Annotated in this window: 14 protein-coding genes and 1 tRNA gene; 5 read left to right on the forward strand and 10 right to left on the reverse strand. The window is 66.7% G+C overall.

Annotated features, from left to right (window positions below):
* Positions 1 to 295: 295 nt before the first annotated feature.
* Together C996_RS0110325 and C996_RS0110330 are read right to left on the reverse strand one after the other, a co-directional pair.
* Positions 296 to 372: transfer RNA gene (locus C996_RS0110325), tRNA-Arg, on the reverse strand.
* An 81-nt stretch (positions 373 to 453) separates the two neighbouring features.
* Positions 454 to 1,161 carry an MBL fold metallo-hydrolase gene (locus C996_RS0110330; RefSeq protein ID WP_018867368.1) on the reverse strand — a complete coding sequence of 236 codons (708 nt, stop codon included), beginning with the start codon at positions 1,159 to 1,161 and terminating at the stop codon, positions 454 to 456.
* Positions 1,162 to 1,233: 72 nt separating this feature from the next.
* Between C996_RS0110330 and C996_RS0110335 the strand changes: the two genes are divergently transcribed.
* Both C996_RS0110335 and C996_RS0110340 read left to right on the forward strand, forming a co-directional pair.
* Positions 1,234 to 1,854, forward strand: a complete 621-nt coding sequence (locus C996_RS0110335; protein ID WP_018867369.1) for a methyltransferase domain-containing protein — start codon at positions 1,234 to 1,236, stop codon at positions 1,852 to 1,854.
* Between the two features lie 159 nt (positions 1,855 to 2,013).
* Positions 2,014 to 2,532 (forward strand): DUF302 domain-containing protein, encoded by a 519-nt coding sequence (locus tag C996_RS0110340; RefSeq protein ID WP_018867370.1) that lies wholly within the window; start codon positions 2,014 to 2,016, stop codon positions 2,530 to 2,532.
* Between the two features lie 86 nt (positions 2,533 to 2,618).
* On the opposite strand, the gene C996_RS0110345 is transcribed toward C996_RS0110340, so the two are convergent.
* Complete coding sequence (locus tag C996_RS0110345; RefSeq protein WP_018867371.1) at positions 2,619 to 4,574, reverse strand: DEAD/DEAH box helicase; 1,956 nt, start codon at positions 4,572 to 4,574, stop codon at positions 2,619 to 2,621.
* 353 nt (positions 4,575 to 4,927) lie between these two features.
* Between C996_RS0110345 and C996_RS0110350 the strand changes: the two genes are divergently transcribed.
* Entirely contained in the window at positions 4,928 to 5,281 is a 354-nt protein-coding gene (locus tag C996_RS0110350) for a metalloregulator ArsR/SmtB family transcription factor (RefSeq protein WP_019592984.1), read from the forward strand.
* A gap of 97 nt (positions 5,282 to 5,378) precedes the next feature.
* Here C996_RS0110350 and C996_RS0110355 read toward each other — a convergent pair whose 3' ends face one another.
* On the reverse strand, positions 5,379 to 6,458 hold the full coding sequence (locus C996_RS0110355) for a lipoate--protein ligase (protein WP_018867373.1): 1,080 nt from the start codon (positions 6,456 to 6,458) through the stop codon (positions 5,379 to 5,381).
* 34 nt (positions 6,459 to 6,492) lie between these two features.
* The gene (locus C996_RS0110360) at positions 6,493 to 8,622 is read right to left on the reverse strand and encodes a TonB-dependent siderophore receptor (protein WP_018867374.1); all 2,130 of its coding nucleotides are present in this window, start codon (positions 8,620 to 8,622) and stop codon (positions 6,493 to 6,495) included.
* A gap of 144 nt (positions 8,623 to 8,766) precedes the next feature.
* Here C996_RS0110360 and C996_RS0110365 point away from each other — a divergent pair, with 144 nt between their 5' ends.
* On the forward strand, positions 8,767 to 9,399 hold the full coding sequence (locus tag C996_RS0110365) for a MarC family protein (protein ID WP_018867375.1): 633 nt from the start codon (positions 8,767 to 8,769) through the stop codon (positions 9,397 to 9,399).
* Positions 9,400 to 9,465: 66 nt separating this feature from the next.
* On the opposite strand, the gene C996_RS0110370 is transcribed toward C996_RS0110365, so the two are convergent.
* Positions 9,466 to 9,966, reverse strand: coding sequence for a heme-binding protein (locus tag C996_RS0110370; protein ID WP_018867376.1), 501 nt, complete (start codon positions 9,964 to 9,966; stop codon positions 9,466 to 9,468).
* A 194-nt stretch (positions 9,967 to 10,160) separates the two neighbouring features.
* Positions 10,161 to 10,931, reverse strand: coding sequence for a hypothetical protein (locus tag C996_RS0110375; RefSeq protein WP_018867377.1), 771 nt, complete (start codon positions 10,929 to 10,931; stop codon positions 10,161 to 10,163).
* A gap of 165 nt (positions 10,932 to 11,096) precedes the next feature.
* Here C996_RS0110375 and C996_RS0110380 point away from each other — a divergent pair, with 165 nt between their 5' ends.
* Positions 11,097 to 12,152 (forward strand): NAD(P)-dependent alcohol dehydrogenase, encoded by a 1,056-nt coding sequence (locus C996_RS0110380; RefSeq protein ID WP_018867378.1) that lies wholly within the window; start codon positions 11,097 to 11,099, stop codon positions 12,150 to 12,152.
* Here the strand turns inward: C996_RS0110380 and C996_RS0110385 are convergent.
* From C996_RS0110385 to C996_RS0110395, 3 genes are all read right to left on the reverse strand, one after another.
* Positions 12,142 to 12,789, reverse strand: a complete 648-nt coding sequence (locus C996_RS0110385; protein ID WP_026279285.1) for a dienelactone hydrolase family protein — start codon at positions 12,787 to 12,789, stop codon at positions 12,142 to 12,144. The genes C996_RS0110380 and C996_RS0110385 overlap by 11 nt on opposite strands.
* Positions 12,776 to 13,429, reverse strand: coding sequence for a phosphoribosyltransferase (locus tag C996_RS0110390; protein WP_026279286.1), 654 nt, complete (start codon positions 13,427 to 13,429; stop codon positions 12,776 to 12,778). Before C996_RS0110390 ends, C996_RS0110385 begins: the two co-directional genes overlap by 14 nt.
* A 130-nt stretch (positions 13,430 to 13,559) precedes the next feature.
* Positions 13,560 to 13,763, reverse strand: a complete 204-nt coding sequence (locus C996_RS0110395) for a DUF2892 domain-containing protein (RefSeq protein WP_018867381.1) — start codon at positions 13,761 to 13,763, stop codon at positions 13,560 to 13,562.
* Between the last annotated feature and the right edge of the window lie 59 nt (positions 13,764 to 13,822).

The raw sequence follows: 13,822 nt of genomic DNA on the forward strand, positions 1-13,822 counted from the left end.
GGCACGAGGAGCCCAATTGGCGTAATTCGGGTTTGTCACAGGAGTGGCACGAGCCCTGAGCCAGAACGAAAAAGGGACCAGCGACTGTAAGTCACTGATCCCTTTCTCCGAAATGTGGCGCGCCCGAAAGGATGGCGGCGACGCGGTACGTGTTGACCTCCCGGCTGCCGGCTGTGGGCTGACACGTTCCTCGCTGCGCTCGGGATCGAACCGGATTGTCGACGGAGGTTCGAATCCTTTGTGCTGGCCCAAACGAAAAAAGGCACCCGAACGTGGGTGCCTTCTCTCTGGAATATGGCGCGCCCGGAAGGATTCGAACCTCCGACCACCTGGTTCGTAGCCAGGTACTCTATCCAGCTGAGCTACGGGCGCATCGTCTGAAGGCGCGCATTATCGCGATTGGTCCCGGGGGATGCAAGCCATCGGGACGGATTCTTTGTTTTTCGGCCCGTCTCAGCTCCGGGGGATGGGGTGGTAGGGCGTGCTGCGCGCGCGGTCGTGCTCGACCATGCGGTAGTGGACGAAGTCGTCCTTGTCGTGGAAGTGCAGGAAGGGGTTGCCGGCGTCCTGTTCTTCCAGTGTGGATTCGGCTTTGTCGGCGTAGTTGTGGCCCGGGTGGATGCAGGTATGCGCCGGCAGGCCTTCACGCAGACCGTTCAGGGTATGGAACATCTGTTCCGGGTCGCCGCCGGCCAGGTCGCAGCGACCGCAGCCGAAGACGAACAGGGTGTCCCCGGTGATGAGGTCGTCGCCCGCGGGCATGTGAAAGCAGGCAGAGCCGGGCGTGTGGCCGGGCGTATGCAGGAAGCGGATATCGGTATCGCCCAGGCGCATCGCATCGCCGCCGTGGTGCAGCTCCGGGCGTTCCAGTTGCTTGCCCCAGAATTCGGCCTCCGGCTTGAGCAGGTGTAGCCGGGCATTCGGGTATTGCTCCAGGATGGCCTCGACGCCGTTGATGTGATCGTGATGGCTGTGAGTCAGCAGGATGTCGGAGATCTCGACGTCGTTCTCCCGTGCCTGACGGATGATCGCCTCGGGCTCCCAGGCGGGGTCGACCACGGCGCCGCGGTGACTGGCGCGATCCTCGATCAGGTAGACGAAGTTCTCCATGGGGCCGAGTTCCTGGCGGTGGATGCGGTAGGGCAGTTGGTTCCGGTCCATCGGGCTCTCCGTGAGTCGTTGGCGCTTTGGTATGGTCTATCGGGTTCCTATCCTGTGCCGAGAAGGAGTCCGATGCCAAATTCCGAAAGTTCCCCTGCCGATTCCGCTTCCGTCGATGCGGAGGCGGACTGGGAGGCCCGCTATCAGGCGGGCTCGACCCGCTGGGATCGCGGTGGGCCCAGCCCCTCGCTGGAGCAATGGTTGCAACGCACCGCCCTGAAGCCGGGGGCCCGTATCGTGGTGCCCGGCTGCGGGTTTGGCCACGAAGTCCCGACCCTGGCGGCACGGGGCTTTCGCGTGATTGGACTGGACGTGGCGCCAACGCCCGTCGAACAGCTGCGGAGCGATCTGGACCATGCCGGCCTGGAAGCCGATGTGGTTCAGGCCGATATGCTGTCCTGGCGGCCGGAGGCACCGGTAGACGGGGTTTACGAGCAAACCTCCCTGTGTGCCCTGCCGCCCGCTCAGTGGCCGGCCTATGAACGCCAGCTGCACGCCTGGTTGCGCCCGGGCGGTGAGCTGTTTGCGTGCTTCATGCAGACCGGCCGGGAGGGTGGGCCGCCCTTCCATTGCGCGCTGCCGGCCATGCGGGAACTGTTTCCGGCGGATCGCTGGGACTGGCGTGACGAGGCGGGTCGCACCGATCACACCAACGGCAAGTACGAGCTTCTGCACCGCCTGATCCGGCGTTAGTGCAGGCGGGGCAGATTGCTTTGATCGCGGGGTATCTCCCGTCGTCCAGTGCGGGAGAGCGGGTGAAGCGCGCCAGCATGATCTAGATTTCGGTAAGGAAGGATTCACATGCCGCCCCGGCCGGCGAACCCTTCCGTCCACCCGAATCAGGAGAGCGCGATGAAAGTCTGGATGCTGGTGTTGCTGTTGATGCTGCTGCCGTTGCCTCTGGCTGCGTCGGATTCCACCGATGTGGAGGAGCTGGATCGCGAAACCCTGCAGCAGATGGTTCGACACAGCGTGGAGCTGGTGCGCATCGAGGATGGCGTAAGCATTGATGAGGCTATCGAGTCGATGAAGCTGCGCGCCAACCTGCGCAATTTCCAGGAGGTCGCGGATCTGCCGCTGTCCGAGCAGGTGCGGGCGATGGGGGGCGAGGGCAACTACATGCGCATCCTGGCCTTCTGTGATGCGCTGATTGCCAATCAGATGGTGCAGCACGACATCATCTTCGCCAGCTTCCTGCCCTGCCGGATCGCCGTGGTGGAGGACGACGAGGGGCAGGGCTGGATCGTGACCACCAACATGGACATGATGCTGCACGCGACGGACCTGCCCGAGGACCTCGAGGCGACCGCGCGCGAGGTCCGCGACACGATCTACAGCATCGTCGAGGCGGGCCGTACCGGCGATTTCTGAAGCCCTGAACGAGAAAGCCCGCGGCATCCAGAGGTGTCGCGGGCTTCTGGCCTGAGCCAGCCGTCGTCTTCGCGGGTTGGGGCGGGTTAGCCGTTCGCGACCTTGCGCTTGATCATCAGCGTGCCGTCCGCGCGTGGACCGGAGGCCTTCGGGGACCCCGTGCCCTTGCCGGCGGGGCGTTTGCCCGGCGCCGCATAGGCCGGGCGCTTGCGGTTGGCCGGGGCCGGGCCGCGCTTGGCGGGTGCCGGCTTGCCCATGGGCCGCGACTTCCGGGCCGCCGGCTCGGACCGCTCATCGCGGGATTTGCCGGGCTTGCGCGCGGGGGCGGGCCGTGCGTCGTCCTGGTGGGCCGACTGGCCGGGGCGGGGCGCCTGGCGGGTCAGCTCCAGCTTGCGATTCGCTACGTGGATGTTGCCCAGGCGGCGAATGGTGGCCTCGTCCAGCGAGGCCGGCAGATCGACGTGGCTGTGGTCGTCGCGCAGCCCGATGCGGCCGATGTCGCGGCCGTTCAGCCCGCCCTCATTGGCGAGTGCGCCGACGATAGCGCCCGGTGCCACACCGTTGTTGCGGCCCACCGGCATGTAGTAGCGCACCATATCCGCTTCCGGCTCGCGATCCTTGCCACGCGAGGGACGCTCGCCCCGGGGCTTCGCGTCGCGGCGACTGTTGCCGTGGTCGGTATGGGGCGCGCGGGCGGCGGCCAGCAGCGGGTCCGTACCCTGACGGGCGTTGGCATCCAGCGGGCTGTCGGCGGTGGCGAGGGCGACCAGGGCCAGGGCCAGGTCGCGTTCGGATACCGTGCCGTCGGCCAGCAGGCGCTCGACCAGGGCGTCGTGCGCGCTGGCCTGTTCACTGCCCAGCAGGGCCTGGACTTGTTCGGCGAAACGCGCCTCGCGACGGGCCTGGACGGCCTGGCGATCGGGAAGCGGCTGCTCGCGGACCGGCTTGCCGGTCAGGCGTTCGATGTCCTTGAGCATGCGGCGCTTGCGCGGCTCCAGGAACAGGATCGCGCGGCCCTTGCGCCCGGCACGGCCGGTACGGCCAATGCGGTGCACATAGACCTCGGCATCGCCGGGGGCATCGAAGTTGAAGACGTGGCTGATGCGCGGCACATCGATGCCGCGGGCGGCGACATCGGTCGCAACGATCACGTCCAGGCGGCCGTCGCGCAGGTCGCTGACGACGCGCTCCCGTTCGCCCTGTTCCATGTCGCCGTTCAGGGCCGAGGCCTTGATGCCGGCGAGGCCGAGGGCGTCGGCGATCTCCACCGTGGAGGCCTTGGTGCGGGCGAAGACCACCGCGCCATCCAGGTCTTCTTCGGTTTCCATCAGCCGGGTCAGGGCCTCCAGCTTGTGGCGGGCGTCGACCAGGCAGTAGCTCTGGTCGATATCGGTGCCGGCCTCGTTGCCGGCACCAATCTTGATCTCTTCCGGCTCGCGCATATGGCGATGCGCGATACGACGAATCGGGCCCGGCATGGTGGCCGAGAACAGGGTCGTCTGACGCGCTTCCGGGGTCTGCTCCAGGATCCACTCGATCTCTTCGACAAAGCCCATGCGCAGCATCTCGTCGGCCTCGTCCAGCACCACGACCCGCAGGGCCTCCAGGCTCAGCGTGCCCCGCTTGATGTGGTCCACCACGCGGCCAGGGGTGCCGACCACGATTTGCGGGCCCTTGCGCAGGGCGCGCAGCTGCTCGCCCATCGGCTGACCGCCGTAGACGGGCAGCACGTCGATGCCGTCGAACCCGGAGGCGAATTCGGTCAGCGCGCCCGCGACCTGATTGGCCAGTTCGCGGGTCGGGGCCAGCACCAGTGCCTGGGGCACGCGCTCGCCGGCGTCGATCAGGTCGATCAGCGGCAGGCCGAAGGCGCCGGTCTTGCCGGTGCCGGTCTGGGCCTCGCCCAGGACGTCGCGGCCTTCCAGCAATGCAGGGATGCAGGCGGCTTGAACCGGGGTCGGGGTGGTGAAGCCCATATTCGACAGGGCACGAACCAGCGACTCGGAAAGCCCGAGCTGGGAGAAGGAGGGGGAATCGGACATTGGGGGGGTACTCACACAGGCCGGAAACAAAGGCCCGGCGAAAATCGGATGGCAACTGCCAACCCGGCATCATACACGAATCGAAGCCCTAACAAGCGAAAACTTCGGGATTTTCTTGGGGGCGTCCCTGCCTGGCAGTCGTTCCTGGGCGGGGACGAGATCGAACGTGATGCTGATCGTCCCTCGTTTGGAGGCCAGGCGCGCGGGCGGATCGAATCGTTTTGGGGCGCCGCCGAAATATCCAATGGGCTCGCTGCGTCTTACCGGTGGGGCCGCATATGGCTGGCTCGGTCGAATTGCCCAACCTGCGTGGTCGGGATATAGTTCGCCAACCCTGATTTGCTGGATGCAATATGTCGCTTAAACCAACGGATTTGTTCAACCTGCTGGCGGACGAGACACGGCTGCGGTCGCTGTTGCTGATGCAGGCGGAAGGGGAACTGTGTGTGTGCGAGCTGACGCATTCTCTGGAGATGTCCCAGCCGAAGGTGTCGCGTCACCTGGCGGCCTTGCGTCAGCACAAGGTGGTGCGGACGCGGCGGGAGAGCAACTGGATCTATTACCGGATTTCGTCCGATTTGCCGGAGTGGGCGGGCGCGACCCTGCAGGCCGCCGAACGCGCGTCGGCGGGAGCGGAGCCCTATGCGGGGGACCGGTCGCGCCTGGCTACCGCGCCCAGCCGTGCCGAGTTCCTCGACTCGGCTTGATCAGCGCACCACCGGGATACGCGGCATGACAAAACGGCCGGCGCCCCTTGCAGGACGCCGGCCGTTTTCGTTTGCACCTCCGGTGGAGCGGAGGTGATCAGTGCGGTTCGCGGTGGACGCAGGTCAGGATCGCGGTGGCGATGTCGCCGGGTTCGATACCCGGGGCATCCAGGCCGATCTCCTGCATGCAGGCGGTCGCGGCGGTTTGCAGGGCCTCCTGGTCCAGCGGCTGGCCGTGCAGGGCGTCGGCGATGCGGTCCATGCCGTCTTCCGGGAAGACCGTGAAATCGCCGGACAGCAGGAGATCCGCGATGTGGTCGTCCTTCTCCATGAGCTGGGCCCGGATCAGGCCGCCGGCGGCCTTGTGGGCCCCCTCGGTCAGGTGGGTGCCCGCGGCGATCTTGACGCCCATCTCCACGAATTTGCGGCCCTTGCGGTAGGTCCATTCAGGGTCCGTGAGCTCGGCCATCTGTTCCTCGATGGCGGCGGTTTCCTCGGCGGTGGGCTCGCTCATCTCGACCTCGACGTCGAGTTCGCTGGCCACCCGTTTCAGGAAGGCGTCGCGCACGGTCTCGCGGTCCGGCATCTCCCCGAGTTCGCGGGACAGCGTGGTGATGTAGTCCTCCATGCCGGCGCGCAGCTTGTCGCGGAACTTCTCCGACGGCACCTTGAGGCAGCGCGCCATGGTGGCGGTGTCGAAGTCGAACATGAAGCTGCCGACCATCACGGTGGCATTGCCAATGCTGGCGGCACCCGTGCCACCGATCTTGCGGCCGTCCACGTGGATGTCGTTCACCGGACGGAAGGTCGCGTTCACGCCCAGGTCCTGATAGGTGTTGATCACCGGGTCAATGAACTTCTTGTAGATGTCCGAGACGATCCGCGGCGCCTTTGACGATGGATAGATGAAGTGGAAGAACATCTGGTTGTGGTCCAGATAGACCGCACCACCGCCAACGTGACGGCGGATGATGGGCAGGTTCTGTTTCTTGCAGAAGTCCTCGTCCGCCTCCAGGGCGATCTCCTGGTGCAGGCCCACGCAGACGTAGGGATCGTCCGGGTTGACCAGGGTGAGCACCGGGTCGTCGTCCTTGCCCATGGCCTCGGCGATGCCGTGGTAGACGGCCTGGGAGCGCACGGCCGGCTGCTGGCCGAAGTCGATTACGCGTAAACGCATAGCGGTTTCCTTGTCTTGTTCGTGAGGCAGTCGCTCAGAATTCTGCATTCCAGGTGAGGCCGAAGCTGCGGCCCGGGGCCCAGATGTCCTGGACACCGTTGGCCGGGTCCAGGCGGGCTTCGGTCATTTCGTTGACATGCTCGCGGTAGGTCTTGTTCGCGATGTTGGTCACGCTGAAGGTGATCTCGTTGTAACGAAAGCCTGCGCTCGGCCCGAAGCGGTAGCCTACGGCGAGGTCGGCGGTGGCGAACCCGGAGGTGTTGCGCTCGGTTCCGTCGGTGAACGTGTCCGCCGTGCGGCTCTGACTCGCTACGGCGCGCACACGCGCATCCCACTGCCAGCCCTGGGCCACGGTATGGCTCAGGCCGATGCTGGCCTCCGGCGGCGGCATCTGGGTCAGCGGTTCGTCGAAGCGGCTGTCGCGGTTCTCGCCGCGGATCCAGGTGCCGCTTGCGTAGCCGGTGATCGCGTCGCTGAAGGCATGCTCCACCAGCGCCTCGACGCCATGGATGCGGGCCTCGTCGAGGTTGATGGTTTGCTTGATCGGAAATGGATCAAGAGCAACCACGCTTCCACCAATGTAGTCGCGGATCCGGCTCTCGTAGGCCGCGACAGTGTACGAGGTCGCGCCAATGTGGCCGCGGGCGCCCACCTCGAAGGTGCGGTTGCGTTCTGGGTCCAGCTGCGGGTCGCTCTGCCAGGTAAAGCCGTCGCTGTAGGGGTAGGTCAGGTAGCGCTCGAGCAGGCTGGCGGAGCGGTAGCCCTCGGATAGGCTGAAGTAGGGGTTGAAGGCCTCGTCCAGGTGCCAGGTGAGCCCGGCCGACCAGCTGAAGTTGCGATCGGTCTTGTCCAGAGGCCCAGGCACGTTCGCTGCGGCGTCGGCACTGCCGCGTACCTCGTCATAGCGGGCGCCAAGGTTGACGGTCGCCCAGTCAAGGTAGGTCTCGTGCTGGACGAAGACCCCTGCGGATTCAATTCTTCCATTCTCGACCAACGGGGTGGGCGCGGCATTTTCCGGTCGGAACCCGTTGGCCTCGGTGCCGATGAACGAAACGGGGCTTGCACGAAGGCGCCAGGCCTCGGCACCGACCAGGAGGATCTGGTCGTCGGTGGGGACGAGTTCGGTCTGGACGCGCAGGCCATCGGTGGTGAAGTCGGTATCCGAGGTTCGGTAGTCGCGGCCCAGTTGCGCGTTCCAGTCGTAGTTGCCCCGCGTGAGTTCGTGTCGATAGACAGAGGCCTCGACGCGCGGGGCCCAGGCGCCGGACAGTTCGCCCTCGTAGCGGAGTTCGAAGAGGTCGCGTGTCTGGCGCGGGGTGTAGTGGGTGTTGAGGCCCAGGGGTGGAGCAATAGGGCTGGGCGAGGCGCTGGGCGGGGTCTCGTTGAAGTTGCGCGAGGCGAGGTACCAGACGTCCTTGCGTTCGTCGCGCTGGGCGCGGAACTGGACCTCGTGGCCCGGCGCCAGCTTGCCGCGATAGCGCAGGTGGTAGGCGTTCTGTTCGGTGCCGGAATCGCGCAGGCGGTCGCCGTCGCCGTTCTTGTAGTCGTCGGTGTTCAGATACGCGGTGGACAGGTCCAGCACGTTGCGGTCGTTGGAGACGGTTACGCCGACCGCGCCGCGGATGCCGTCATCCACCGAGGTGACACCCAGGCGCGAGAAACCACGGGTCTCGGGCTCCTCGGTGAAGTCGCCGCCGCGGGTGATGATGTTGATCACGCCGCCCATGGCGCCGGCGCCATAGAGTACGGAGCCCGGACCGCGCACGATCTCGATGCGTTCGATCAGGTCCACGTTCACGTAGGACGCCAGTGAGCCACGCGCCGGCGGCTGCATGGCGTTGATGCGTACGCCGTCCACCAGCACCAGGACCTGGTCGCGCTTGAGGCCGCGGATGATCGGATCGGAGCCCACCGATCCGTCCACCGCGGTGGCGATGCCCGGCTGGCCCCGCAGCAGATCGCCCAGGGTGCGCGCCTCGCGGTTGCGGATCTCGCTGGACTCGATCACGGTGACCGAGGCGGGGGTCTCGTCGATCAGCGTCTCGTAGCCCGTCGCCGTGACCGACACGGTGCCCAGAGTGTGCGCGGCGTCCTGGGCGTGGGCAAGGGCGGGTGACGCAAGCAGACTGGCCAGCGTCAGCTGACCGACAACACGACGTTTCATGGCTGGATGGCTCCCCAATCGGTATTTCAGAGCGCGCTAAAGTAGGTTCGTGAAACACGAAGGGCAACTTACACCTCGAAGTGTCGGGCTCATTCAGGTTTGTGCCATGCCCCCCGGAAGGGGCCGCGAGAGGAGGGATCCGCCATGCTGGAGCTGGGAATCGTCGCACTGACCACGTTCTTCGTGACCATCGGGCCGGTGGATGTGGCGGTGGTGTTCGCGGTGCTCAGTCAGGGCATGAGCCCGGCCCAGCGGCGAGCTATGGCGATCCGCGGGGCGCTGGTGGCCGGCGGTATTCTCCTGCTGTTCGCGCTGGTCGGAGAGGCGCTGCTTTCGATTCTGGGCATTTCGCTGGCGGCGCTGTATACCGCAGGCGGTATCCTGCTGCTGCTGATCGGGATCGATATGGTGTTCGCCCGCAGTTCCGGCGGCGTATCGGCGACGGCGGCGGAGACGCAGGAGGCGCGGACGCGCAAGGACCTGTCGATCTTCCCGCTGGCGACGCCGTTGCTGGCCGGCCCCGGCGCCATGGGGGCCGCCATCCTGATGATGAGCCGGGCCGAGGGCGATCCCGCCGCTCAGGCGGTGGTGCTGGGCGCGCTGGTCGCCGTGATGGTCCTCGCGTTGGTGTGCCTTCTGGTGGCCTCGCGGCTGCAGCACTGGCTGGGCGTGACCGGGGCGCATGTGCTGACGCGCATCCTGGGGGTCCTGCTGAGCGCGCTGGCCATGCAGTTCATCTTTGACGGGCTGCAGCGCAGCGGCCTGCTGGGGGCATGAAGGGACCGAGGGGATCCCGAGCGGGGGCCTGTCGCCCGTGGCGGCAAGGCCCCCGCGTCGCGTAGATCAGAGCAGGTCGTCGGCGATCGCGTCCATGCCGGCGGCCGCGCATTCATCGTCGATCTGACCGCTGGGCGCGCCGGAGATGCCGATGCCGCCGATAATGCGGCCCCCGGCCATGATCTGCTTGCCCCCGCCCAGGATGCTGACCCGGGGCAGATGCTGGATCCCGTAACCGGCCGCGCCGGGATCGGTCATTTCGCGCAGTTCCAGGGTGTCGGTGCGGAAGCTGACGGCCGTCCAGGCCTTGCTGATAGCGGTGTCCACGGTATGTGGCCCGGCGAAGCGATCACGCTTGAGCGCCTGGGGCGTCCCGTGGCGGTCGACCACCGCCGCGGTCACCTGGGTGTCGCGATCGCGGCAGGCCTGTACCGCCGCCTCGGCGGCCTTGACCGCGAGTTCGGGGATCAGGGTGGGGGTATCGAACGTCCCCTCACTGGCGTGCAGTGGCGCGGCAGCCAGTACGAGGGCGATGGGGGCGGCAAGAGCGTAGCGCAGAGTCTTCATTACGGGCCTCCAGGGAGCCGGGGTTTCGCACCCTGATCACTAGATCGCCCGGTCGTGCCCTTCAAGCGGTCCACGATGCGCGCGGACCGGCTGCTCAGCCTGCTTGAGGAAACGATCTGTTTCGCCGGCAAGTTACTGTGTTTTCTTTATAAAACGCATCAAATAACGCTGGCGCGAGTGGTGGTCGAGCTGGCTCAGGCCGCGCCGCTGGCGACTTCGCGATCACGGCGGGCGAGGTCGCGCAGGGCATGGCGCAGGGCGGGCCGAAGCGGCGTATTCAGATGGGCGCGGGCGCGTCCCGGCGGTATCCCCTGATCGCGGCAGAACAGACCCAGGGCATAGGCAAGATCATCGCGGGACAGCGCGGCTTCACGTTCGGCAGACGGGCCCTTGCAGGCACCGCACTGATTCACGCGGACCTGAAAGGCGGTATTGGCCAGCATTACGCCGAAGCCCATGCGGGTGGCCAGAAGCTCGGCGATGTGCGCCTCGTTGCCTTCCAGGGCCGGTGGGGTCTGGCGCGCCGTGGCGAGCAGACGCAGGGCGATCTCGCGTGCGAAGTGGGCGATCAGGGCCTGGGAATGGGGGACCAGTTCCGGATCGTAGGGGATACCCACTCCCGCGCTCTGGGCTGTCGCTCCGTTCGGGGCGGCGCGGGCCGTGCCCATGGCGTCCCACGGGACCGGGGCGTCCATCAGGTTGCCGGGATGCGAGAGCCGAAACGGGCCGTCGGCGAGCCCGGCATGCTCCAGAACGCGATCAAAGACCAGCTGTGCCATCGCCTGCCGGTTGTCCGCCTGGCCGGGGAAGTGCTCGGCCGTGGGCAATACCAGGTGTGCTTTGCGCAGAAGCGGGCCCAGGTGGGGTTCGTTCTCGGCCCAGTCGAAGATCGCGTGGATCCATGCACGGCTTTCCGGGTCGAGGGCCGGCGCGCGTTGAAACAGGCGGGGGATGAGCGAGATCACATGCGATCCTGAACGGCGGATGTAGCCTTATTGTACGGCAGGCGATCGTCGGGTCGCGATCGCAATGCTCGGTTCAAGTGACCGGGCGAACGGCCTGCTATGTTCGAGACACAGGGTCCACGTGGATGCCAAACGCAACAACCGGCCAAACCCCAGGAGGCCAGCATGAGTACGATGAAGGCGGCGGTTTTCGTCGAGCCGGGTCGGATCGAGATCCAGGACCGGCCCATCCCCGAGATCGGGCCGACGGATGCCCTGCTGCGGGTGACGACCACCACGATCTGCGGGACCGATATCCATATCCTCAAGGGCGAGTATCCCGTTGAGGCTGGACGCATCGTCGGGCACGAACCCGTCGGGGTGATTGAACAGCTGGGGAGCGCGGTGACCGGCTACGAGGTGGGCCAGCGTGTGATCGCGGGGGCCATTACGCCCTGTGGGCAGTGCCATTCCTGTCAGGAAGGCATCTCCAGTCAGTGCGGTGGCAAGGCCATGGGGGGCTGGCAGCTTGGGAACACGATCGATGGCTGCCAGGCGGAGTACGTGCGTATTCCCAACGCCCAGGCCAACCTGACCCCGGTGCCGGACGGGCTCAGTGACGAGCAGGTCCTGATGTGCCCCGACATCATGAGCACGGGTTTCGGCGGTGCGGAGAGCGGGCACATCCATATCGGCGACACGGTGGCGGTGTTCGCGCAGGGCCCGATCGGCCTGTGTGCCACGGCGGGCGCCAAGCTGATGGGCGCGACCCGGATCATCGTGGTCGATGGCGTGCCGGAACGCCTGGAGACCGCCCGCAAGCTGGGCGCGGATGTGGCGATCAACTTCCACGAACAGGACCCGGTCGAAGCGATTATGGACCTGACCGGGGGCCGCGGGGTGGATGTATCCATCGAGGCCCTGGGGCAGCAGGAAACCTTCGAGGCCTGCCTGCGCATCCTGAAACCGGGCGGGACGCTATCCAGTCTCGGGGTTTACTCGGGCAAGCTCTCGATGCCGCTGGATGCAATCGCGGCCGGACTGGGGGACCACACCATCGTGACGACGCTGTGCCCCGGCGGGAAGGAGCGCATGCGGCGGCTGATGGAGGTGGTCGCTTCGGGGCGCGTGGACCTGACGCCGATGGTGACGCACCGCTACAAGCTGGCCGATATCGAGGCCGCCTACGACCTGTTTTCGCATCAGCGCGACGGCGTGCTGAAAGTGGCGATCACGCCGTAGGGAGCCACTGACGGAACCAGGCCGCCGCGAGGTCCGCCGCCTGCTCCAGCGTGCCGGGTTCCTCGAACAGATGGGTGGCACCGGGGATGATCTCCAGATCGCAACGGGCGTGCATCAGCGCCTGCGCCTGGCGATTGAGCTGGATGACGGTGGTGTCGAGGCCGCCCACGATCAGCAGCGTGGGGCTTTCCACCCGTTGCAGGGCGTTACCCGCCAGGTCCGGACGGCCGCCGCGCGAGACGACCGCCCGGATCGCTTGTGGCGCGGCCGCGGCGGCCCGCAAGGCAGCGGCCGCGCCGGTGCTCGCGCCGAACAGTCCCAGCGGCAGGGCCGCCAGGGTGGGCTGTGCCGTCGCCCATTGGCAGGCCTGCACCAGCCGCCGGCCGAGCAGCTCGATGTCGAAGCGGTTGGCGTAGGTCCGCTCCTCCTCCTCGGTCAGGAGGTCGAACATCAGGGTGGCCAGGCCGCTGTCCTGCAGGGTGTTGGCGACCTGATGATTGCGGGGGCTCAGGCGGCTGCTGCCGCTGCCATGCGCGAAGATGACCAGTCCGAGGGGCGACCCGGGCAGGTCGAGGATGCCCTGGTGGGGATCGCCATCCAAGACGAGGCTTACGTTACGGTCCTCAGCGGGAGACATCGGGTCGTTGCGACTGGTGGACCGAGGCGAGCAAGGCGATGACTTCGTCATCCGAGGTCTGCTCGAAATCTTCGTAATAAGCCCCGACGGACCCGCGAAAATATTCCGGGATATCCAGGGTGACCAGTTCGTCTGCCTCGGTTTCCAGCATCGCGGCGGTCTCCGCCGGCGCGACGGGGATGGCCACGACGAGGTGGCGGGGCCGGCGCTGGCGGGCGTCGCGGATCGCGGCCCGCATGGTCAGGCCAGTCGCGATCCCGTCATCGACGATGATGGCCAGTTTGCCGGTCACCTCCGGCACGGGTGCGGTGCAGTACAACTCGCGCCGGCGCCGGGCCTCCGAGCGCTCGCGCGCCTCGGCCTGCTCCAGCCAGTCGGGATCCACGCGCTCCGCCTCGCGCGGATTGCAGACCCGTTCGCCGTGTTCCGGTACGGCACAGATGGCGTACTCGGCGTGAAACGGATGGCCGATCTTGCGCGGGATGAGGAGGTCCAGCGGCATGCCCAGGTGCCGGGCGACCACAGCGCCCAGCGGCACCCCGCCTCGTGGCAACGCATAGACGACCCCGGGCTGACCTCGATAACGGTCCAGGGCGCGGGCGAGCCGCTCACCGGCTTCATTGCGGTCTCGGAAGCGCATGCGGGCACCTCGCGCAGGGGGTTACTCCCGTGAGTGTAGGCCACCGGTTCGCGCACCGGGGAACGCCAAAAGGAAAGGCCCGGGGCCAATGGCGCCCGGGCCTCGCGAGGAGATGGTCTGGTCGAGGGGCTTAGTTGAAGGCTTCCCCGGGCTTCACGCCCATGGCCTTCAGGATCATCGCCAGCGGGCAGAAGCCGGTGAAGGCGGACTGCAGCAGGTTGAAGCCAACGAACAGGGTCAGGATCAGCCACATCGGGGTGAAGAGCCAGGCGAGGATGGCGCTGATGATCACGACGGTGCCGGCAAAGGCGAGGACGATGCGGTCAATGCTCATGGATGATGCCTCCGGGTTTCGTATTAGTAATCGCTAATATGTAGTCTGTCGCCCGTGAT

This window comes from Thioalkalivibrio sp. ALE25 (genome assembly GCF_000377285.1).
Taxonomy (GTDB): Bacteria; Pseudomonadota; Gammaproteobacteria; order Ectothiorhodospirales; family Ectothiorhodospiraceae; genus Thioalkalivibrio.

Excerpts from the sequence above, each read along its gene's own strand:
- C996_RS0110330 (WP_018867368.1), bottom strand. The coding sequence starts at position 1,161 with ATGGACCGGAACCAACTGCCCTACCGCATCCACCGCCAGGAACTCGGC.
- C996_RS0110335 (WP_018867369.1), top strand. The coding sequence starts at position 1,234 with ATGCCAAATTCCGAAAGTTCCCCTGCCGATTCCGCTTCCGTCGATGCG.
- C996_RS0110340 (WP_018867370.1), top strand. The coding sequence starts at position 2,014 with ATGAAAGTCTGGATGCTGGTGTTGCTGTTGATGCTGCTGCCGTTGCCT.
- C996_RS0110345 (WP_018867371.1), bottom strand. The coding sequence starts at position 4,574 with ATGTCCGATTCCCCCTCCTTCTCCCAGCTCGGGCTTTCCGAGTCGCTG.
- C996_RS0110350 (WP_019592984.1), top strand. The coding sequence starts at position 4,928 with ATGTCGCTTAAACCAACGGATTTGTTCAACCTGCTGGCGGACGAGACA.
- C996_RS0110355 (WP_018867373.1), bottom strand. The coding sequence starts at position 6,458 with ATGCGTTTACGCGTAATCGACTTCGGCCAGCAGCCGGCCGTGCGCTCC.
- C996_RS0110360 (WP_018867374.1), bottom strand. The coding sequence starts at position 8,622 with ATGAAACGTCGTGTTGTCGGTCAGCTGACGCTGGCCAGTCTGCTTGCG.
- C996_RS0110365 (WP_018867375.1), top strand. The coding sequence starts at position 8,767 with ATGCTGGAGCTGGGAATCGTCGCACTGACCACGTTCTTCGTGACCATC.
- C996_RS0110370 (WP_018867376.1), bottom strand. The coding sequence starts at position 9,966 with ATGAAGACTCTGCGCTACGCTCTTGCCGCCCCCATCGCCCTCGTACTG.
- C996_RS0110380 (WP_018867378.1), top strand. The coding sequence starts at position 11,097 with ATGAGTACGATGAAGGCGGCGGTTTTCGTCGAGCCGGGTCGGATCGAG.
- C996_RS0110385 (WP_026279285.1), bottom strand. The coding sequence starts at position 12,789 with ATGTCTCCCGCTGAGGACCGTAACGTAAGCCTCGTCTTGGATGGCGAT.
- C996_RS0110390 (WP_026279286.1), bottom strand. The coding sequence starts at position 13,429 with ATGCGCTTCCGAGACCGCAATGAAGCCGGTGAGCGGCTCGCCCGCGCC.
- C996_RS0110395 (WP_018867381.1), bottom strand. The coding sequence starts at position 13,763 with ATGAGCATTGACCGCATCGTCCTCGCCTTTGCCGGCACCGTCGTGATC.